This window comes from Pseudomonas fluorescens group sp. PF-69, assembly GCF_054481235.1.
In genome coordinates this window covers 1117732-1139938 of the sequence record NZ_JBTMNC010000001.1, presented here as the reverse complement: position 1 = coordinate 1139938, position 22207 = coordinate 1117732, and the positions used below count along the sequence as shown (strand labels likewise).

Annotated in this window: 14 protein-coding genes; 9 read left to right on the top strand and 5 right to left on the bottom strand. The window is 60.4% G+C overall.

Going from position 1 to position 22207, the window contains the following annotated elements; translation table 11 throughout:
* Positions 1–59: 59 nt before the first annotated feature.
* Together ACX3YF_RS05130 and putA are read right to left on the bottom strand one after the other, a co-directional pair.
* Complete coding sequence (locus ACX3YF_RS05130) at positions 60–1862, bottom strand: acyl-CoA dehydrogenase (protein WP_454837725.1); 1803 nt, start codon at positions 1860–1862, stop codon at positions 60–62.
* A 257-nt stretch (positions 1863–2119) separates the two neighbouring features.
* Entirely contained in the window at positions 2120–6073 is a 3954-nt protein-coding gene (putA, locus tag ACX3YF_RS05125; protein ID WP_130205047.1) for a trifunctional transcriptional regulator/proline dehydrogenase/L-glutamate gamma-semialdehyde dehydrogenase, read from the bottom strand.
* A 462-nt stretch (positions 6074–6535) separates the two neighbouring features.
* On the opposite strand from putA, the gene putP reads away from it, so the two are divergent.
* From putP to ACX3YF_RS05080, 9 genes are all read left to right on the top strand, one after another.
* Positions 6536–8020, top strand: coding sequence for a sodium/proline symporter PutP (putP, locus tag ACX3YF_RS05120; RefSeq protein WP_130205045.1), 1485 nt, complete (start codon positions 6536–6538; stop codon positions 8018–8020).
* Between the two features lie 279 nt (positions 8021–8299).
* Positions 8300–11617 (top strand): toxin VasX, encoded by a 3318-nt coding sequence (locus ACX3YF_RS05115; protein WP_458973484.1) that lies wholly within the window; start codon positions 8300–8302, stop codon positions 11615–11617.
* A complete protein-coding gene (locus ACX3YF_RS05110; RefSeq protein WP_458973483.1) occupies positions 11614–12555 on the top strand; it encodes a hypothetical protein in 942 nt (313 codons plus the stop codon). Before ACX3YF_RS05115 ends, ACX3YF_RS05110 begins: the two co-directional genes overlap by 4 nt.
* On the top strand, positions 12555–12785 hold the full coding sequence (locus ACX3YF_RS05105; RefSeq protein ID WP_196586913.1) for a hypothetical protein: 231 nt from the start codon (positions 12555–12557) through the stop codon (positions 12783–12785). Before ACX3YF_RS05110 ends, ACX3YF_RS05105 begins: the two co-directional genes overlap by 1 nt.
* Positions 12782–13696, top strand: coding sequence for a hypothetical protein (locus tag ACX3YF_RS05100; RefSeq protein WP_458973482.1), 915 nt, complete (start codon positions 12782–12784; stop codon positions 13694–13696). Before ACX3YF_RS05105 ends, ACX3YF_RS05100 begins: the two co-directional genes overlap by 4 nt.
* Positions 13693–13992, top strand: coding sequence for a hypothetical protein (locus ACX3YF_RS05095; protein ID WP_458973481.1), 300 nt, complete (start codon positions 13693–13695; stop codon positions 13990–13992). Before ACX3YF_RS05100 ends, ACX3YF_RS05095 begins: the two co-directional genes overlap by 4 nt.
* Positions 13989–14936: a hypothetical protein gene (locus ACX3YF_RS05090; protein WP_458973480.1), complete on the top strand. Its 948-nt coding sequence runs from the start codon at positions 13989–13991 to the stop codon at positions 14934–14936. Before ACX3YF_RS05095 ends, ACX3YF_RS05090 begins: the two co-directional genes overlap by 4 nt.
* A 524-nt stretch (positions 14937–15460) precedes the next feature.
* Entirely contained in the window at positions 15461–15784 is a 324-nt protein-coding gene (locus ACX3YF_RS05085) for a hypothetical protein (protein ID WP_458973479.1), read from the top strand.
* 91 nt (positions 15785–15875) lie between these two features.
* Positions 15876–16715: a 23S rRNA (adenine(2030)-N(6))-methyltransferase RlmJ gene (locus tag ACX3YF_RS05080; RefSeq protein ID WP_103403368.1), complete on the top strand. Its 840-nt coding sequence runs from the start codon at positions 15876–15878 to the stop codon at positions 16713–16715.
* A gap of 137 nt (positions 16716–16852) precedes the next feature.
* Here ACX3YF_RS05080 and msrA read toward each other — a convergent pair whose 3' ends face one another.
* The 3 genes from msrA to ACX3YF_RS05065 form a co-directional block, all read right to left on the bottom strand.
* Positions 16853–17500, bottom strand: a complete 648-nt coding sequence (gene msrA / locus ACX3YF_RS05075) for a peptide-methionine (S)-S-oxide reductase MsrA (protein ID WP_130205033.1) — start codon at positions 17498–17500, stop codon at positions 16853–16855.
* A gap of 122 nt (positions 17501–17622) precedes the next feature.
* On the bottom strand, positions 17623–20316 hold the full coding sequence (locus ACX3YF_RS05070; protein ID WP_130205031.1) for a putative bifunctional diguanylate cyclase/phosphodiesterase: 2694 nt from the start codon (positions 20314–20316) through the stop codon (positions 17623–17625).
* A 261-nt stretch (positions 20317–20577) separates the two neighbouring features.
* Positions 20578–21972, bottom strand: a complete 1395-nt coding sequence (locus ACX3YF_RS05065; RefSeq protein WP_458973478.1) for an alkaline phosphatase D family protein — start codon at positions 21970–21972, stop codon at positions 20578–20580.
* Between the last annotated feature and the right edge of the window lie 235 nt (positions 21973–22207).

Genomic DNA, 22207 nt, shown 5'->3' with positions numbered 1-22207 from the left:
GATTCCTGTGGGAGCTGGCTTGCCAGCGAATGGATGTCAGCTACAGCACAAGGCCGGGATCAGAACCACTCATCCTGCATGCCCAGGCACACATCATCCTGAGCCTCAAGGATCGTCAGTTCATGATGGCAAGACGGCACTTCCCAGGTCAGGAAGTAGCGCGCCGCCTGAAGCTTGCCTTTATAGAAGCTCACATCCGCCGCGTTGCCCTTGGCCAGTCCTTCCTCGGCGCGGATCGCCTGTTCCAGCCAGCGCCAGCCAATCACCGTATGCCCGAACACTTTCAGGTACAGCGCCGAGTTCGCCAGGCTGCTGTTGACCTTGCCCTGGGCCAGATCGGTCAGCAGGCCGATGGTCACGGCCTGCAGGCGCGCCACCAGTTTCTCCAGTGGCTCGCGCAGAGCGGTCAGGGATTCAAACGCGTGTGCACGTTTGCCGGTGTCGGCGATCAGGCGGATCAGTTGCTTGAGCCCTGCACCGCCGTTCTGCGCCAGTTTGCGCCCCAGCAAGTCCAGTGACTGGATGCCGTGGGTGCCTTCGTGGATCGGGTTCAGGCGGTTGTCGCGGTAGTACTGCTCCACCGGGTATTCGCGGGTGTAGCCGTGGCCGCCGAGGATCTGGATCGCCAGTTCGTTGGCCTTCAGGCAAAACTCCGACGGCCAGGACTTGACGATGGGCGTCAGCAAATCCAGCAGTTCATGGGCTTGCTTGCGCTCGGCTTCGGTCTCCAGTGTGGTGGTGTCGTCGAACAGTCGAGCGGCGTACAGTCCGAGGTCGAACGAGCCTTCGACGTAAGCCTTCTGGGTCAGCAGCATGCGTTTGACATCGGCGTGCTGAATGATCGCCACCGGCGCGGTATTCGGGTCCTTGCTGTCCGGCACCCGACCTTGTGGTCGTTCGCGGGCGTACTCCAGCGAGTACAGGTAGCCGGCGTAACCAAGCATCACCGCGCCCATGCCGACACCGATCCGTGCCTCGTTCATCATCTGGAACATGTAGCTCAAGCCATGGTGCGGCTTGCCCACCAGATAGCCGACACACTCGCCGTTATCACCGAAGTTCAGCGCGGTAGAGGTGGTACCGCGCCAGCCCATCTTGTGGAACAGCCCGGCGAGCAATACGTCGTTACGCTGACCGAGGCTGCCGTCATCGTTGACCAGGAACTTGGGCACGATAAACAGCGAAATGCCTTTCACCCCGGCCGGCGCGTCCGGCAGTTTGGCCAACACCATGTGCACGATGTTTTCCGACAGCGGATGATCGCCGCCGGAGATGAAGATCTTGTTGCCCTTGAGCCGATACGTGCCGTCAGACGCCGGTTCGGCGCGGGTACGAATATCCGACAGCGATGAGCCGGCATGGGGTTCGGTCAGGGCCATGGTGCCGAAGAAGCGGCCGTCGATCATCGGTTGCAGGAAGCGGCGCTTCTGCTCCTCGGTGCCGAAGCTTTCGATCAGGTTCGCCGCGCCCATGGTCAGGAAGGGGTACGAGGTCGACGCCGCGTTGGCCGACTGGAAATGCGCGAAGCAGGCCTGGGACAGCAGTGTCGGAAGCTGCATGCCGCCGGCTTCAAAACTGCGCGCCGCATTGAGGAAGCCGGCTTCAAGAAAGGCATCCACCGCCGGTTTCACTTCCGGAATCAGAATCGCCTTCCCGTCCTCGTAGCGCGGCTCGTTCTCGTCACCCTTGCGGTTATGCGGGGCGAAGAACTTCTCGGCGATGTTGCGGGCGGTGCCAAGTGCGGCATCGAAGGTTTCGCGGTTGTGCTCGGCGAAACGCTCACGCTGGGTCAGGCCCTCGGCATCGAGGACTTCATACAGCTCGAAAGCCAGATTGCGGGAACTGAGCAACGTCTCGGACATGGCGACCTACCTTTTATTGGGATGGGCCGAGTCTAGGCGTGGGAATAAAGACTGAACAGGATGATTGATGAGCGTGATGGTTGAGCCGAGCACTGACTTAGCAGGCCCCAAAAAATAACTGTGGGAGCGAGCCTGCTCGCGAAAGCGGTGGGTCAGGCAACATTGATGTCGACTGACACTCCGTCTTCGCGAGCAGGCTCGCTCCCACAGGGGTATTGCGTACCGGGTAGCCATTGCGGCTGCCCGGTTCATCGGTATTAGCCGATGGTCATCAGGCTGGCGTTACCGCCCGCCGCAGCGGTGTTGACGCTCAATGCCCGCTCAATCACCAAACGCTCCAGCGCAATGTTGGTTTCACCTTGCGACAGACCCTGCACGCCAACGATGGCGCCGGCACGCTTGGCCACTTGTTGGCAGACCGCACGCAACTGATCGGAATGGCCATGATGCAGGACTGCATCAAACACCACTTCATCCTTGTTCCAGTCGGAAACCAGCTTGATGCGCGCCTGAATGTCCTTCGGCAAGCGTGCGAACAAGGCCTTGGTCAGTTCAGCTTCCGGCCATACCGCCGAACCGCCTACCGCCAATACCGCCGCCAGTTGCGTCAGCAGATCGCCTTCGACTTCCGCCAGGCACAGCACGTGTTCACGCGGCAGGATCGCATAGCTGTTGCGCTCGCCGGTCGGGCCGGCCAGTAGGCGGGTGATGCCGCTTTGCGATTGGGCGGCGAACTGCGCGCACAGGGCGCTCAGGTCGGCAAACTTGTTGCTGTCGGCCCAGGCTTTCAGGGCGGTCAGCGGTTTGCTCATGGCTTCACGCAAGCGAGCGTCCGGTGCTGCGATGGCGTCGCCACGGGCGAAGGATTGTTCAATCGCATCGGTAGGACGCGTCGACAACAAGCGGTACAGGTACAGCGGGCCACCGGCTTTCGGACCGGTACCCGACAAGCCTTCGCCGCCGAACGGCTGGACGCCCACCACGGCACCGACGATGTTGCGGTTGACGTAGACGTTACCGGCGTTGACGTTATCGATCACCTTGGCGATGGTCTCGTCGATGCGGGTGTGCACGCCCAGGGTCAGGCCGTAGCCGGAGGCGTTGATCTGAGCGATCAGCTGATCGATGTCTTTGCGCTTGTAGCGAACCACGTGCAGTACCGGGCCGAAGATCTCCCGTTGCAGTTCGTCGAAGCTTTCCAGTTCGATCAGCGTTGGCATCACGAAGGTGCCGCGTTTGATTTCTTCGGCGTCGGCGATGGCCACCTGGTACACGCTGCGACCTTTGTCGCGCATGGCCTGGATGTGCTTCTCGATGCCGGCCTTGGCTTCGGCGTCGATTACCGGGCCGATGTCCACGGACAGGCGCTCGGGGTTGCCGAGGCGGCTTTCAGCCATGGCGCCCTTGAGCATTTCGATGACGCGGTCGGCGGAGTCTTCCTGCAGGCACAGAACCCGCAGGGCCGAGCAACGCTGGCCGGCGCTGTCGAAGGCCGACGAAACCACGTCGATCACCACTTGTTCGGTCAGTGCCGAAGAGTCGACGATCATCGCGTTCTGGCCACCGGTTTCGGCGATCAGCGGAATCGGACGCCCCTGGTTGTCGAGGCGGCCGGCGATGTTGCGTTGCAGCAGGCGAGCGACTTCGGTGGAACCGGTGAACATCACGCCCTTGACGCGATCATCGCCCACCAGGCCGGCACCGACGGTTTCGCCGCGGCCCGGCAGCAGTTGCAGAACGCCTTCCGGAATCCCGGCTTCGAGCAGCAAACGCACGGCTTGAGCGGCGACCAGCGGGGTTTGTTCCGCAGGCTTGGCCAATACCGGGTTGCCGGCCGCCAGTGCAGCGGCGACCTGGCCGCTGAAGATCGCCAGCGGGAAGTTCCACGGGCTGATGCACACAACCGGGCCCAGAGGACGGTGCGCGTCGTTGGTGAAATCGTTACGCGCCTGCACCGCGTAGTAACGCAGGAAATCCACGGCTTCACGCACTTCGGCGATGGCGTTGGCGAAGGTCTTGCCGGCTTCGCGAGCCAGCAGGCCCATCAGCGGCTGAATCTCGCCTTCCATCAAGTCGGCGGCACGTTCCAGGATCGCGGCGCGCTCGGCGGGCGGGGTGGCCTGCCAGATCGGCGCGGCGTTCAGCGCGCACTGGATGGCGTTGTCGACGTCTTCGACGGTGGCTTCCTGTACGTGGCCGACCACGTCACGCAGATCGGACGGGTTCAGCACCGGCGCAGGGGTTTCAGTGCTGGAGGCGCAACCGAGCATTGGCGCGGCTTTCCAGTTGTTATGCGCGGTCGCCAGCAGGGCGCAGGACAGGGAGGCCAGGCGATGTTCGTTGGCCATGTCGATGCCGCTGGAGTTGGCGCGCTCGGAGCCGTACAGGTCGCGTGGCAGCGGAATGCGCGGGTGCGGCAGACCGAAGCCGCCTTCCAGCGTCGCCATCTGCTCGATGCTGGCCACTGGATCGGCCACCAGCTCCTGAATCGAAATCGACTGGTCGGCGATGCGGTTGACGAACGAAGTGTTCGCGCCGTTTTCCAGCAGACGACGTACCAGGTACGCCAGCAGGGTTTCGTGAGTACCAACCGGAGCGTACACGCGGCACGGACGGTTCAGCTTGCCTTCGGAAACCTTGCCCACGACCTGTTCGTACAGCGGTTCACCCATGCCGTGCAGGCACTGGAACTCGTACTGGCCCGGGTAATAGTTCTGACCGGCGATGTGATAAATGGCCGACAGGGTGTGGGCGTTGTGCGTGGCGAACTGCGGGTAGATGACTTCCGGCACCGACAGCAGTTTGCGTGCGCAAGCGATGTAGGACACGTCGGTGTACACCTTGCGGGTGTAGACCGGATAGCCTTCCAGGCCTTCGACCTGGGCGCGCTTGATTTCGCTGTCCCAGTACGCGCCTTTTACCAGGCGGATCATCAGGCGATGACGGCTGCGGCGAGCCAGGTCGATCACGTAGTCGATCACGTACGGGCAACGCTTCTGATAAGCCTGGATCACGAAGCCGATGCCGTTCCAGCCGGTCAGTTGCGGCTCGAAGCACAGGCGCTCGAGCAGATCCAGCGACAGCTCGAGGCGGTCGGCTTCTTCGGCGTCGATGTTCAGGCCGATGTCATATTGCTTGGCCAACAGGGTCAGCGACAGCAGGCGCGGGTACAGCTCGTCCATCACGCGCTCGTATTGCGCGCGGCTGTAGCGTGGGTGCAAGGCCGACAGCTTGATCGAGATGCCCGGGCCTTCATAAATCCCGCGACCGTGGGACGCTTTGCCGATCGAGTGGATGGCTTGTTCGTACGAGGCCAGGTACTTCTGGGCGTCGTGTTCGGTCAGCGCGGCTTCACCGAGCATGTCGTAGGAGTAACGGAAACCCTTGGCTTCGAACTTGCTGGCGTTGGCCAGGGCTTCGGCGATGGTTTCACCGGTGACGAACTGCTCGCCCATCAGGCGCATCGCCATGTCGACGCCCTTGCGGATCATCGGCTCGCCGCTCTTGCCGATGATGCGGCTCAGGGACGAGGTCAGGCCTGTTTCGTTATGGGTAGAGACCAGTTTGCCGGTCAGCAACAGACCCCAGGTCGCGGCGTTGACGAACAGCGAAGGGCTGTTGCCCAGGTGTGGCTGCCAGTTGCCGGTGCTGATCTTGTCGCGGATCAGTGCGTCACGGGTGCCTTTGTCCGGGATGCGCAGCAGCGCTTCGGCCAGGCACATCAGCGCCACGCCTTCCTGGGACGACAGGGAAAATTCCTGCAGCAGGCCTTGAACAATGCCGGCACGACCGCCAGCGCTCTTCTGATTGCGCAGTTTTTCGGCAATCGAGGCGGCGAGTTTGTTGGTGGCTTCGGCCATCGGTGCCGGCAGGCGGGCCTGCTCGATCAGCATCGGCACCACTTCCGGTTCCGGACGACGGTAAGCAGCAGTGATCGAGGCGCGCAGCACCGATTGCGGCAGGATGCTTTCGGCGAACTCGAGGAAGCACTGGTGCGCGTGGTCGACATGGACTTCGCCCGTGTCGTCAGCGTCCTTGCTGGTCAAACCGTTCAGCTCGGTCAGGGTTGCACCACCCTCGAGTTTCTCCAGGTAATTGAAAATTGCCTGCTTGATCAGCCAGTGTGGCGTGCGATCAATCGAGGTCGCGGCAGCCTTGAGGCGTTCGCGGGTCGGGTCATCAAGTTTGACCCCAAGGGTGGTGGTAGCCATGTTTTTATCCTCATGTTTGCCACGACTGCGTGGCATCAGCTGGCGGCAAGATTAGCCGTGCGCCGAGAGAGGTGCAACCGGGTGCAACCCTTTTTTGTCGGAATTTTAAACACCTCGTCAGGAAATCAATTCTGGTACGAGCGTGCTGCGCCTGCTTGGTGCTTTTGCTTCTATCGCGTCGTATCTACTGCGCTAAAAGGGAGCAAAAAGGCCTGCTTTTGCTGAAAATCCGATTAGGTGCAACTAATTCTCCAGAAATGGGTTGCACCTTATTTGCTTTGTTGAATAGCATTCGCGCCCCAAGGTGCAACCAGTCATAAAAGACAGGTGCACCGGCTGATGGCTTTCCTGGGGAAACATCAGTCATAAATGCGCGGGATCCCGGATCGTCTGTCAAACGTCGTCGTTTGCGAGCGGTTCACCAGCCGCCGCTACATAAAAACAAAGCCAGGGCGTAACTTAATGAGCGTAAGCAATCCAACCCTGATCACGTTCGTGATCTACATCGCAGCCATGGTGCTGATCGGCTTCATGGCCTATCGCTCCACCAACAACCTTTCTGACTACATTCTCGGCGGTCGTAGCCTCGGCAGCGTCGTCACTGCATTGTCCGCGGGCGCATCCGACATGAGCGGCTGGTTGTTGATGGGCCTGCCGGGCGCCATCTACATGTCCGGCCTGTCCGAAAGCTGGATCGCCATCGGCCTGATCATCGGTGCCTACCTGAACTGGCTGTTCGTCGCCGGCCGTCTGCGCGTGCAGACCGAGCACAACGGCGATGCCCTGACGCTGCCGGACTACTTCGCCAGCCGTTTCGAAGATAAAAGCGGGCTGCTGCGGATCATCTCGGCGGTCGTGATCCTGGTGTTCTTCACCATCTACTGCGCGTCCGGCATCGTGGCCGGCGCCCGTCTGTTCGAAAGCACCTTCGGCATGTCCTACGAGACTGCGCTGTGGGCCGGTGCTGCGGCGACGATTGCCTACACCTTCGTGGGCGGTTTCCTGGCGGTGAGCTGGACGGACACCGTACAAGCCACCCTGATGATTTTTGCCCTGCTGCTGACGCCGATCATCGTGCTGCTGGCTACCGGCGGCGTCGATACCACGTTCCTGGCCATCGAAGCGCAAGATCCAAGCAACTTCGACATGCTCAAGGGCACGACCTTCATCGGCATCATCTCGCTGATGGGCTGGGGCCTGGGTTACTTCGGTCAGCCGCACATCCTGGCGCGTTTCATGGCCGCGGATTCGGTCAAATCGATTGCCAACGCCCGTCGCATCTCCATGACCTGGATGATCCTGTGCCTGGGCGGCACCGTTGCGGTAGGTTTCTTCGGTATCGCTTACTTCTCGGCTCACCCTGACGTGGCCGGTGCCGTCACCGAAAACCACGAGCGCGTGTTCATCGAACTGGCGAAAATCCTGTTCAACCCTTGGGTGGCCGGTGTCCTGCTGTCGGCGATCCTGGCGGCCGTGATGAGCACCCTGAGCTGCCAGCTGCTGGTGTGCTCCAGCGCCCTGACCGAAGACTTCTACAAGACCTTCCTGCGTAAAAGCGCTTCCCAGGTTGAACTGGTCTGGGTCGGCCGTGCCATGGTGCTGCTGGTTGCCCTGATCGCGATCGGCCTGGCGGCCAACCCGAGCAACCGCGTACTGGGCCTGGTGAGCTATGCCTGGGCCGGTTTCGGTGCTGCATTCGGCCCGGTCGTACTGATCTCGGTGATCTGGAAAGACATGACCCGCAACGGCGCACTGGCCGGTATCCTGGTCGGCGCGATCACCGTGATCGTCTGGAAACACTTCGAACTGCTGGGCCTTTACGAAATCATCCCTGGTTTCATCTTCGCCAGCCTGGCGATCTACATTGTCAGCAAGCTGGGTAACCCGACTAGCGGCATGCTTTCGCGCTTCGCTGCTGCCGAGGCAGATTTCCGTCTGAACAAGTGATAAGCGATGGGGAGCGCGCTTCCCATCTCTGATAAAAGAACGGCTCGCAGCCTAAAGGTGCGAGCCGTTTTTTTTGTTCGGGCATTGTCCCGCACTTCTTTTTTGTCGCCTTTTTCTTTACCGCTCGTGGGATATTTCCTGTTTTGCTCGAGCGTCTTGAATTCTCTCTGTGTGCACGTACTTTGCGTTAGCCCGCCTCATGCCCGAGTCGGGGTAACTCATCCTTGACAGTGGCGGGCTTCCCACGGTTGGGAGGTGATCAGAGAGGGATATCAAGACATGGCTATCGGTCCAGGCGACAAAACCAGTGCACCCGTGAAGAAGTCCATCGCAGAGCAACTGGCCTGGATTGATCGAGCCGCCCAGGCCGAGCGCGCCGCCAAGGCGCAGCCTCACATCGATATCAACTGTACGCTGATGCCGTGCCCCGCCAGCCAGGCGGAGCTTTTCGTCGTGCCCGTGCGTTATGCCCTGGCCGAGGAAAAGGCCGAAAACCCCTGCTGCGCCCCCGGCGTGTCCACCCAGGGCCGGCCCATGGCGGTGCGACGCCTGCGTGCCGGGTTTGTTTATCTGTGGCAGGACCAGGGTCCGCTCAAGCGCTATGGCGTCTCGCGCTCTGGCCAGTTCGCGGAACAGGCACTGGACGAGGATGAAACCCTGCTGCTCAAGGCTCCCCTGTCGGGGTTGGCGTTGGAAAAAATCCATGATGCCTGGATGCTCTACAGCGAATTCCCGTTGAACCCCGAGCACTGCAAGGCGCTGAGTGACAGCAGCGCCAAGCGCCATGAACACATGCGCCATATCGCCCTGCGTACCGTGGCCAACGAACTGCAAGCCAAACATTGCCCGCCGCTGGAACAAGCCGCCGAGGTCATGGCTGAACTGCTCCCCGACACCTTCGCCCGTGCCCTGAAAGCGGACCTGAAGCGGGGCGTCGAGGACACCGACGCGCTGGGCGACGCCGTGCTGAAGGACCCGACCCCAGGCAACATCAAGGCTTACACCGACGCCATGCACCGCGCCCGTGAGCGCAAACGCATCCTCGCTGAGCATCCCGATGCCAGCGACCAGCGGCCCGGCGAGTGGAGCGCCGAGCCGTGGGAGGGGCAGGGCACTCAGGATTGGCTGGACGGCGCCACGGCACAAACCGAGGGGCTGTTCGCCGTCTTCGCCTGTCTCGACGACGACCTGGGTGTGCTGCGTGACATCAATCACGAACAGGAATGGCTGGAGGCGAACCACGAAAAATGGCTGGGCGAGAATAATCTGCGCCTGAGCATCGGCGGGTTCGTGCGCAGCCTGATCAGCGAGGACGGCGCCGAACTGGCCGGGTCCATCAGCTACCGCTACAAGGCGCATGAGATCAACCTCACGCCCGCACAGGGCCAGGTCATGCTCGACACCCAGCATCGGCTGGATGAGGAGCTCAAGGCCGAAACCCAGGCCCGTCGATACGGCGGGCAGCCCACCCGGGCCCAGGCCGCCGAACGCGACGCCCGGATTGCGGGCATCGTCGCCCCGGTGCGGGCCTTTATTCCGGAGGACCTGTACACCGAAGCAGAATTCGTCGTCCGCGAATACCGCGCCGAAAAGCACGCCAACCTCAATAACCATCTCTTCAGTGCCAAGGTCGGCAAATACATCGACCTCGAGGCGATGAACACCTGGTTCACCCAGACCGCCGCGGCGCACTACCAACATCTGGAGCAACGTCACACCGCGCTGTTTGCCGATCGGGGCCTGTACCTCAAGCGCTCACACAGCGGCACCTGGTTTGTGGACTACGACGACCTGGAGACGCGTCGCTGGCTGACCGAACTGGCCACCGGCTGCCTGACCGCCCAGTGCATTCGCGCCCAGGGGGCCGAACAATACGCCGACTACATCCGCGCCCCTGACGGCGGCGCCCTGAAGCAACTGTTCAACGCCTGGACACCCTCCATCGATGCGGCCGTTAACAGCGCTTCCCGCCTGAGCGAGCTGATGGCCGCACTGGCCTCCGACAACCTCAGCGCGACCCATCAGGCACTGGCGCCGTTGAGTGAGCCGACCCTGCGCGACATTGCCTACATGGCGCGGGACGTCGGCAGCCAATGGAGCGTGCTGGTCAACCGGTTGGCGGCGGCGCTGTTGCTGCTCAAGGGTGACAGCGGCCTCGGCCGTTCCTGGATGGGCATTTTTGTCGCCGCGCGCCTGGGCAACGACACGCGCTTGCAGTTTGTCACCGAGGCGGGGCGGCAAGTGGCGAAGCTGATGGGGCAACAGGCCGAAGCGCTGGGCGACTGGGCCAGGGCGACCGGCAAGGCCATTGGCGCGGGGCAGGTGGGGCGGATCATTCAATCGCCGGTGGTGGCCAACAGCGGTGGGGTGGTGCCGTTGGCGGCGTTGTTGTTGAACGTGGTCAATGCGAATAACTATTTGAGTCAGGCCGGGGTGTTGGAGGGGATGGACAGCCGGCGGGTCAATGACACGATTTCGGCGACGTTGTATGCGGGGGCGGCGTTGGTGGCGGTGGTTGATAGTCAAGTACGGAAGGGGTTGGGGCGGGATCGATTTCACTTCTATGGCTCAGCGGCACCCACACTGACTCTGTTTGGTGGGGTGATGGGTCTGTTATCTCTCGGTGCAGCATTCGCAGAGTTCAACTCTCTGAAAATTCAATTGGAGAACGCCCAAAACCGAATTGACCCATGGCTGGATATGCGCCAAACCGTGGTTGGTGGACAAATAGCGACCTTCGGCACCCAGGCGCTGTTAGGGGTTGGTTACACCGCTCGTGCCCTGGCAGGTTCAATTACCGTCGATGTCGCCATCTTGCGTTACACGCTGTACATGGGGCCGTTGAACTGGCTGATTCTCATATTGGGCGTATTGCACCTGATCACCAGCGTCCTGCAGAAAACCCCGCTGCAAAACTTCCTGAACCACTGCTGCTGGTCGAAAGCGCGAGCTAACAATTTGCAGCCTATCCCGCCCAAGGCCCAGCAGGATGAGCTCGACCGGCTGTATTTCATCCTGTATGCGCCGCGGGTCAGCATGCAAAGCAACTTGAAGTCCAACCATGGCAATGGCCCATCCCGCCTCGAGTATTTCAGTTCCATCAATAGCCTGACCCTCGATTTGCCAGGTGCGGAGCCCGACAGTGTCTACCTGGAACTGAGCATGGTCGGTGACCCGGTGGACAGCCTGAACTCCCGTGAACAGATCAAAACCGGCCGGCGCGATCATTTCAAGCCACTGCGTCCCTGGCGCGATCTGACGCCGCACTGGCTGGCCAGCAGCGCCTGCCAGTGGATACCGTTCAAGGAAGGCCAGGGCCTGCGCCTGAGCGGCCCGTTCAACACACTGAGCAATGTCCTGAGCTCCCAACCCGCCACGGTTTCCCTGCGTGTGCGCTATCGCACGCCACTGACCGCCATGCTCGGCGCCCAACACTTCATCGGCGGCGAGCGGGGGCTGGCCTTCACCCTGAATGATTCAACGGGCGTGACGGCCCTGTGGGGGGACCCGACGCCGGAACTGGACCGGGTACCGAACTACCCGCTCGGCGAGGGCCACCCCGGTGCGATTTACCTGCAACCCAAGGGCAAACGATGAGCACGCCCCCGGCAGGTACCACGAAAAAGCGGCTGCTTTCGCGCAATGACTACCTGGCGCCATTGCCCATCCCCACAGGTAGAAAACCCACCGATGTGCTTAACGTCATCTGGCGCAAGAACGAGGTGTTTCTGGATGTAGGCAACTACAGTATCGGCTCGGCGGTGATGGTGATGTGGCCTTCGGTGATGCTGTTTTTAGCCATGTCGTTCTTCACGCGAAATCTCGACCCTGATTTAAGCCAAGGTATTTTGATCCTGGGGGCGGTTATTTTGGGCATTCCGATATTGATCTTGATCCATGGCCTCTTCCGCGAAGTCCCGCTCCCCGTGCGCTTCAATCGCCAACGCCGAGAGGTCTGCGTCCCACGCGACGATGGCGAGTACTGGATCGTCCCGTGGGAATCCGTGACCGCCGCCGCCACCCAGCAGTCGTCGGTCAGTCAGGCTGGTCGAGCCACGATGGGTTTGTTGATCATCGGTTTCGAAAATCCGGACCCGCAGGCCCGGGAAGACAACAAGCACTATTCATTGGGCTTCAACTGCGGCGGCGGGACCACGGCGATGGCGTTGTGGGAGTGCATGCGCAGCTATATGGAAATTGGTCCGGAAGCTGCGCCTGAGGCCGCAGCACTTAACTCTGGTGCCAACCTGCGCTACTACATCGATTACCTGAACGATAAAGCCAAAGAGCGCGGCTGGTTTTTAACACTGCTGTGGGAAGGAGTATTCGGCGTATTTATCTTCAATGCTCCACTCGCCACCTACCTGCAAAGGAAAAAGCTGTACCCGCCGCCAGACCTGCCCTATCCCGACATCATCGAATGGTCAAAACCTTTGCCTCCCGAACAATGGGCCAAACGCTCCCCGGAACTGGAGGCCGCCATCGCCGAACGCGAGGCGGAACTGGTCGCGCAGGCGGAGCGGGAGTTGGCGTGATGGCGCATACCCGAGGCCTGCGTGTGCGTTATCGCACGCCATTGACCGCCATGCTCGGTGCCCAACACTTCATCGGCGGCGAGCGGGGACTGGCCTTCACCCTGAATGACTCAACGGGCGTGACAGCCCTATGGGCGGACCCGACGCCGGAACTGGATCGGGTGCCGAACTACCCGCTCGGCGAGGGCCATCCCGGTGCGATTTACCTGCAACCCAAGGGCAAACGATGAGTACGCCGCCGACAGGTACCACGAAAAAACGGCTGTTTTCGCACAATGACTACCTGGCGCCATTGCCTATACCCACCGGAGAAAAACCGCAGGACGTGCTCAATACCATTTGGCGCAAGAACGAGGTGTTTTTGGATATAGGCAACTACAGCATCGGCTCTGCGGTGATGGTGATGTGGCCGATGGTGATGCTGTTCCTGGGGTTGGCCTATTTCTTCGAGGATCCAGATGCGCTGGTGTTGGGGGCCTGCATCATGGTCATCCCGATTTTTTTGTTGATCCAAGGCCTCTTCCGAGAAGTCCCTCTTCCCGTGCGCTTCAACCGCCAGCGCCGAGAAGTCTGTGTCCCGCGCGACGATGGCGAATACTGGATTGTCCCGTGGGAAACCGTGACCGCCGCCGCCACCCAGCAGTCGTCGGTCAGTCAGGCCGGTCGAGCCACCATGGGTTTGTTGATCATTGGTTTTGAAAACCCGGACCCGCAGGCCAGGGAGGAAAAGAAGCACTATTCATTGGGCTTCAACTGCGGCGGCGGGACTACGGCGATGGCGTTGTGGGAGTGCGTTCGCAGTTACATGGAGGTCGGTCCGCAGGCGGTTCCTGAAAGTCGTGTCGGCATCGCTCCCTACGAAGAAACACAAATTGGTTCGATCATCACCGACTTGCGCAAGGGCAATCTGCTAGGCGTTTTTTGGGGCGTTTTCTGCATCACGATTTTGGGCACTTACTTGGCGGAGAAACTTCAGAACTTGAAACTTTCTTATCCGCCCGACCTGCCCTATCCCGACATCATCGAATGGTCAAAACCCTTGCCTCCCGAACAATGGGCCAAACGCTCCCCGGAACTGGAGGCCGCCATCGCCCAGCGCGAGGCGGAACTGGCCGCGCAGACGGAGCGGGAGTTGGCGTGACGGCGAATATCCAGGGCCTGCGCCTGAACGGCCCGTTCAACACTCTGAACAATGTCCTGAGCTCCCAACCCGCCACGGTTTCCCTGCGTGTGCGCTATCGCACGCCATTGACCGCCATGCTCGGCGCCCAACACTTCATCGGCGGCGAGCGAGGGCTGGCCTTTATCCTGAATCACTCAACGGCCGTGACCGCCCTATGGGCGGACCCGACGCCTGAACTGGATCGGGTACCGAACTACCCGCTCGGCGAAGGCCGCCCCGGCGCAATTTACCTGCAACCCAAGGACAAGCGATGAGTACGCCCCCGGCAGGCAGCACGAAAAAGCGGCTGTTTTCGCGCAATGACTATCTGGCGCCGTTGCCCATCCCCACCGGAGAAAAACCGCTGGACGTGCTCAACATCGTCTGGCGCAAGAACGAGGTGTTTTTGGATGTTGGCAGCTACAGCATCGGCTCTGCGGTGATGGTGATGTGGCCCACGCTGATGGTGTTTTTAGCCATGTCCTTCTTCACGCGAAATCTCGACTCTGATTTCAGCCAGGATGTTTTGATCCTGGGGGCGATCATTTTGGGTATTCCAGTACTGATCTTGATCCAAGGCCTCTTCCGCGAAGTCCCTCTACCCGTGCGCTTCAACCGCCAACGTCGAGAAGTCTGCGTCCCGCGCGACGATGGCGAGTACTGGATCGTCCCGTGGGAAACCGTGACCGCCGCCGCCACCCAGCAGTCGTCGGTCAGTCAGGCCGGTCGAGCCACCATGGGTTTGTTGATCATTGGCTTCGAAAACCCTGACCCGCAGGCCAGGGAGGACAACAAGCACTATTCATTGGGCTTCAACTGCGGCGGCGGGACTACGGCGATGGCGTTGTGGGAGTGCATGCGCAGCTATATGGAGATCGGGCCGGAGGCTGTCGAGGATCAGACGGCACGTTTCGACTGGTCTAAAGGGATATGGGCGACCTATCTGGACGATCTTGTAAAAGCCGCGAAATTGCGAGGCTGGCCTGTAACCCTCTTGTGGGAAGGTTTCTGCGGGATCTTCATTTTCAACACGCTGCTGATCGACGTGCTGGAACGCTGGAAACTGAATCCGCCCCCCGACCTGCCCTATCCCGACATCATCGAATGGTCAAAACCCTTGCCTCCCGAGCAGTGGGCCAAACGCTCCCCGGAACTGGAGGCCGCCATCGTCGAACGCGAGGCGGAACTGGCCGCGCAGACGGAGCGGGAGTTGGCGTGACGGCGCCTGCCCATGGCTGCCGCGACCTGATCAAAAACAGCCCGCTCGGCGTGGACCGCCCCGGCGCAATTGACCTGTAACCCAAGGACAATCGATGGGCACGCCCCCCGGCAGGCGCCACGAACAAACGCATATTTTCGCGCAATGACTACCTGGCAGTCTCACATCTCTTTAGTGGATGGGGGCCGCTGCGAAATTTCCGGGCAAGGTCTTCGGACATTTCCTTCAAAACGTAACGGTTTCCGTGAACTGTTGGCGCGTAGGTTTCATGGGTAGTCTTTGGCGGTCACTGACCATTCAGTGATGGGGTGTAGGAACCCTTCAAGACCAGTTGAAACGCTTTGGCGTCGACACCTGATTTGCGGCCACTAACGTGCGTCCGTAAGATCTGTTGCGGCGGCTGTGCGCGGGCACGCTTCGGCGTGGTCGAGTTCCCTGGTCTCGATATTCCTACCCCGCGTATGGCTGCCACCCAAGCCCGTAGGAAGGCCGATGGTAGCCCCGCTTCTACCAGAGGTTAAAAAATGAAACCCATACATCCCGATCCCCCCTACGAAAAACCGACCGCCCATCCCGACAACCGTTTCATGGCATTGACCAGCAACTGCAGCGACATGCCCACCCTGTTCGTCGACACCCATGCGCCGCTCGATGTCTTGTATGACGCGGCCAACCACCGCATTCGCGCCGTCACCCAGGTGCTTGAAAACCTGTCCATGCGCGGTTCGATCGAGTGCGAGTCTTTCATCCTCAGTGACTTCGCCTTGCTCTGCGCCATTTCGTTGCGCGATGGCTGCGATGTGCTGGATGTGGTTGGGCGGCGGTTGCGGGCTCGGCCATCGCTGTAGCGCAGAGGGCGGTTGGGTTGGCCGCTCTGTCGCCAACCCCTGACTTGCCGGCCGGTAAAAGGTAAACTTCCCGGCCTTCGCAGGAGCAGCCATGAATTATCGTCACGCCTTCCATGCCGGCAATCACGCCGATGTGTTCAAACACCTGACCTTGACCCGCCTCATCGCCCTGATGTCGCGCAAGGAGCAGCCGTTTGCCTATCTCGACACCCACGCCGGCATTGGCCTGTATGACCTCCAGGGCGATCAGGCCAGTCGTACCGGTGAGTACCTGGAGGGCATCGCGCGTTTGTGGGATCAGCCGGATCTGCCGCTCCTGACCGCCGATTACATGCAGGTGCTGCACGAAATGAACCCGGACGGCCAGTTGCGCTATTACCCGGGCTCGCCGGAGTTGGCGCGGCGCCTGACCCGTCCTCAGGATCGCGTGCTGCTCAATGAGAAGCACCCGGAAGACGGTGTGCTGCTCAAGGACAACATGGCCGGCGATCGTCGGGTCAAGGTGCACTTGGGCGAGGGCTGGCATGTGCCGCGTGCCTTGCTGCCGGTGCCGGAGAAGCGCGCGGTGATGTTGATCGACCCGCCGTTCGAAAAGCTCGACGAGATGCAGCGCTGTGCCGCGTCCTTGAAAGAGGCGATTGGCCGGATGCGGCAAACCGTGGCGGCGATCTGGTACCCGGTGAAGGATCAGCGTGCGTTACGCCGCTTCTATCAGGACCTGGCCGGTACGGGCGCGCCGAAGTTGCTGCGGGTGGAGTTGCTGGTGCATCCGCTGGATACGCCGAACAGCCTGAACGGTTCCGGGTTGGCGATTGCCAATCCGCCGTGGGGGCTGGAGGAAGAGTTGCGTGAGCTGCTGCCGTGGTTGTCCGAGAAGCTCGGGCAGACCCAGGGCGGGTGGCGCATGGATTGGCTGATTGCCGAGAGTTGATTCTGTACCTGTAGGAGCGAGCTTGCTCCGGACGGCGTTCCGACGATGGGCGCAAAGGCAACGCGTTAAATCAGAAAGTACGCGTTATCGTTAACGACCATCGCGAGCAGGCTCGCTCCTACAGGTTTGTTGGCCGATTAAATCGGGCAGGTCACGCCGGTACCGCCAATCCCGCAATAGCCTTCAGGGTTTTTCGCCAGGTATTGCTGGTGATACGCCTCGGCGTAGTAGAAGGTCGGGGCTTCATCGATTTCAGTGGTGATGATGCCTTTGCCGGCCTTGGTCAGTTCGGCCTGGAACACTTGCGCGCTTTTCTTCGCCGCTTCCAGTTGCTCGGGTTTGGTGGCGTAGATCACCGAGCGGTACTGGGTGCCGATGTCGTTGCCCTGGCGCATGCCCTGGGTCGGGTTGTGCAGTTCCCAGAACATCTTCAACAGCTCTTCGTAGCTGACTTTTTCCGGCTCGTAGACCACGAGCACGACTTCGCTGTGGCCGGTCAGGCCCGAGCAGACTTCTTCATACGTCGGGTTCGGCGTGAAACCGCCGGCATAGCCCACGGCGGTGCTGTACACGCCTTCGCGCTGCCAGAACCGACGCTCCGCGCCCCAGAAGCAGCCCAGGCCGAAGATGGCGAACTCGACGTTGCCGGGGAACGGACCCAGCAGCGGGTTGTGGTTGACGAAGTGTTCGTCCGGCACCTTGATCGGGGTTTCGCGGCCGGGCAGAGCTTGTTCTTTAGTAGGGAGCACGTTTTTGTTCACCAGGATTTCCGAGCGCAGAACCATTATCAGTCCTCTCAGTCAGGTTGAGATGTAGTCAGACCGCCAGTGTGCCCAATACCGTCCAGTTACGCACTAACCCTGTGGGTGCGAGATTGCTCGCGCCTACAGGTCCATGGGGCCGCAGCTCAGGCGATCGGGCCGCGCGGGTAGCGTTGGAGCTTTTCGATCAGCTCGGAGCCCGGGATCGGTTTGTCGAACAGGTAGCCCTGGCCAACGTCGCAGCGATGGCGACGCAGGAAGGCCAGTTGCTGGGCGGTTTCGATGCCTTCAGCCACGACCTTGAGTTTCAGGTTATGGGCCATGGCGATCACCGCGGAGGTGATTTCCATGTCGTCCTGGTTGTCCGGGATTTCGTGAATGAAGCTTCGATCGATCTTAATGATGTCGATGGGGAATTTTTTCAAGTAACTAAGCGACGAATAACCGGTGCCGAAGTCGTCCATGGCCAGGGTCAGGCCCAGGCGCTTGAGCTGGTCGAGTTGCAGGTGGGTGTCTTCGGTGGCCTCCAGCAACAGGCCTTCGGTCAGTTCCAGTTCCAGCAAGTTGGCGGGCAGCGCTTCTTCCTTGAGGATGTTGGCGATGGAGGCCACCAGGTCCGGGTCGGAGAACTGTTTGGGCGACAGGTTGATCGCCACCTGAAGGTTGCCCATGCCCGCGGCGGTCAGCTCTTTGCTCTTGCGACAGGCCTGGCGCGCGATCCATTTGCCGATGGGAATGATCAGGCCGGTTTCCTCGGCCACGCTGATGAACTGGTCCGGACGGATCATGCCTTTTTCCGGATGATTCCAGCGCAGCAGCGCTTCCATCCCCAGCAGGCGACCGCTGCGCAGGCACAGCTTGGGCTGGTAGAACACGTCGAGTTCGTTCTGGGTCAGGGCGCGGCGCAGGTTGTTTTCAACGAACAGCTTGTAGCTGGCCTCGGCGTTCAGGGCTTCGGTGAACACTTGCACCTGGTGTTTGCCGTTGGCCTTGGCCTTGTGCAGCGCCAGGCCGGCGTTACGCATCAGGGTCTGCGGGTCGCGTCCGTGCAGTGGCGCGCAGGCCAGGCCTACGGAGCCGGTCACGCTGATCAACTGGTTGTCGACGAACATTGGTTTGTCGAGGGTTGCCAGCAGTTGATTGGCCACTTGTTGGCCTGTCGCCAGGTCGCTGTTGTCCAGCAACACGGCGAATTCGTTACTGGCAAAACGCGCCAGGCTGCCACTCGGGATAAGGCTGTTGCGCAGGCGTCGGGCCAGGCTGATCAGCAGTTTGTCGCCGGTCTGGTGACCGAGGCTGTCGTTGATCCGCTTGAAGTTATCGATGTCCACCAGCAACAGGCTGATGGGGGTGTCGGCATCGCGGGCGAAGCGTTCGTCGAGGTTGCGGATGAACGCCGGGCGATTGCCCAGGTTGGTCAGGTTGTCGGTGTAGGCCAGGCGCTCGATGCGTTGCTGGGCGAGCTTGGTCTGGGTGATGTCTTCGTAAATGCCGATGTAATGGGTCAGCTCGCGATTGTCGCCGTAGACCTTGGAAATCGACAGCTGGCCCCAGTACGGTTCGAGGTTTTTGCGCCGGCTCTTGAACTCGCCTTGCCAGCTGTTGCTCTTGGCCAGCGCCGAGGGCGCGTCGAACAGCAGTTCGCTGAGGTTTTCCAGGGCTGGCAGTTCCGACAGTCGCTGGCCATGGACTTCTTCGGTGCTGTACTGGGTGATCGCGGTGAAGCTCGGGTTGACGTACTCCACCACCCCATCGCAATTGACCAGCAAAAAGGCGTTGGCACTTTGCTCGACCGCCCGCTGGAACAGGTGCAGGGCGCTGGTGGCGGTGCGCCGGTTGTGATTGCTGATGACCTGGGCGAACTGATCGGCCAGTTCGCCGGCAAAGGCGATTTCGTCCGACTGCCAGACGCGGGTGGCACCGGATTGCTCCAGGCACAGTACGCCGACCACTTGGCCATCGACCCGAATGCTGGCGTCGAGCATCGCGTTGACATTGCGCGGGAGCAGGCTTTCGGCCATGTCCCGGGTGCGCGGGTCGCGAATGGCGTTGTGGGCGTCGATGGCGCGGCCGGTTTGCAAGGCTTCAAGGTAGTCGGGGAAATGGCTGGCGTCGATGGGCGCCGGCAGCAGGTATTCCCCGCTGGTGCGGTGATAGGCCGAGATGGGCACCAGCATCGAGCCTTCGAGGTTCCACAGGCTGGCGCAGTCGATTTCGTAGACATCACAGGCGCTGCGCGTAATCAGCTCGGCGGCTTCCTGCAGTGAATTGTTGCTGCTGTAGCGCTGGCGGGTCAGCAGCAGGATCAGGTCCTGCTGGGCGCGCGCCCGTTCCAGATGCTGCAGTTGTTCCTGCTGGGCGCGCTGGTTGAGTTCCAGGGCAATTTGCAGGCGCGAGTTCTGGTTTTCCAGATCCAGTGCCGGCAGCAAGGGGTCGTCTTCGAACAGGCCGTCGATCACCAGCAGGTAACCGCGCAGCAGGTGTCGATTGTGTTGCTTGTAGGGTTCGCCCATTTCCAGCAGGTTCAGCGAGCCGGTGGCGGTGTGCAGGGTGTAGCGGATCAGGTAGTGCGAGTGTTCGCTCAGTTGGTGCTGGATCGCATCATGCAATTGATAGCGCGCTTCCGGCTCCATCAGGCTGGCGTAGGGCGAGCCGACCAGAGCGCACAGCTCCATGGCCGGCAGGCCGAACTGGCGTTCGCAATTGGGATCAAGAAACAGCAGCGCCCAGCTTGCTTCATTCAGCCGTTCGAAACGCAGCATGCCGAGCCGCGAGGGCACAGGCAACTGCGTCACTACCTCGGCCACCATACGGCTGGCGGCATCGGGTTGGCTTTTCATGGAGGGAAACTCGCTTCGAATTTGCTGAATGCGCCGGGCTCTCGCCCCTTTACTGTTGCCTGCCGCAAGGTTGCATCATTGCGATACCGACTGACAAGAGACATGAAGGCCAAGTGCTATAAGAATATGTCCTTCGAAGTGAAGATTTCTTCAATCGGCGTCAGGATTAAAGGTGTTGGCAGAAAAGATCGCAACCTTTGGCCGTTTTATATGGAAATGGCGGACCTCTCTGAGAGTGCCACGGACTGCGATCTTTTGCTCCTAACGCAACGAAATACGGGTCGCCTGTAGAAGGTTGCCATCCCGATCGTGATAGCGCACATGAATGTGCTGCGTATCGACGATCACGTGTGCGAAGTTGTCCTGGCTGATCACTTTGCCGGTCAGTTGCTGGCGATAGTCCCCCGCAGCGGTTCGGGCCAAGGGCTGGTCGAGGATGAAGGTTTCGGCTTTGGCGTAGGGCAGCATTTTGCTGTTGCACAGCGGTGAGGAGACGATGGTGTGGAGTTCGAAGTCAGGGTCTTCACTGTGGGTCAGGCGGCTGGTCAGGGAGCCGTGGACGTCACCGGAAACGAAGACGACATTCTTGATGCGGTGAGTACGAATCGTCTCCAGCAGTCGTAGCCGTTGCTCGGGAAAGGCTTTCCAGGTGTCATCGCCCAAGCGCTTGCAGTCAGGGTAGAGCATCACGCTGGTGACCACGAATTTGACCCGCGCCGGGCTGTGGATCAGCCATTTGCACAATGCGTATTCCTGCTCGACATCCAGGATGCGGCGGTCGGCTGCCGAAAGATTGCGCCGTGTTCTGCTGTCGGTGACAAACCATTCGATATCGCCTTCTGTGAACTGATACCAATATTTGTCCAATTTTTTGTTTATTTTCCCGCTCGCGGAAAGTTCGTGCGCAGGGCTGTGGCTGGCTTGATATAACTCGTAGGCCTTTGTTGCGTTGGCATATAAGTGGTCGTCGGATTTGTTCTTGTTGGCTGGCCAGTTGTCCTCGATTTCATGATCATCGAGGATCATATAAGTTGGCAGGCTGGACATTAACTTTGTGATGTTCGGTTGCGAGAATGCCACCCTGTACTTGTGAAGGATTTCCCCGAGTTCCCGGTCGGGGGCGAGGAAGTTCAGATCATCGACGTAAATCTGATCACCTGTCATTAACATGGCGCTGACGGGCGGCTCGGCCTGTTCCACCACATTGGATATCGAGGCAAAAATCCTGTCGCCCACATGAGGCGCGGAGGCAATGCCCGCGGTGATGCGCAGATAGCGGCAAGACCCCACAATGTAGGCTCTGGGCAGGGTCTGCTGGCTGGAGCGAGTGCGAAAGCGGTGGATCTGAAGCGGCCATTGCAGCGGCAGCTCCTGAACCGTCTCCAGGGTGTGCACCGGGTTCATCGGGCTGAACCAGCCGGCCTGGTATTCATGGTCGGTGTCGGCAGCCAGATCGTTGAGCGCGATGACTTCGGACATGTCGCGCAGGCTGTCGAGTTTTGCGAAAGTGCCTTTTGACCAGCGTTCTTCACCGCGTCGCCGATAGCGAATGCCGGCAAATACCAGGGCGCCCTTATGTTTATCTCCGCGCAAGAATATACGGACATCATTAGTTGTCGTATGGCCAATAATCGGGCCCACTGTTGGTTGGAACATATTCGATTCCATTCGGCGTTCTGCCATTCGGTCAGGTGAAGTTATTTCGGGGGTGTGCAATAACGGTGTAACTAAGACTAATTATTGAACCCTGAAAAATATCGAGCCGAAATGGATTTGAGTTGTGGGCGATATCAGCCACAAATGTAGGAAGGCATTCTTTTCGATTAAAAATCGCAGGCAAAAAAAGCCCCGCCAAATTGGCGGGGTTGAGGTACGAGCGTGGCGCTCGGAA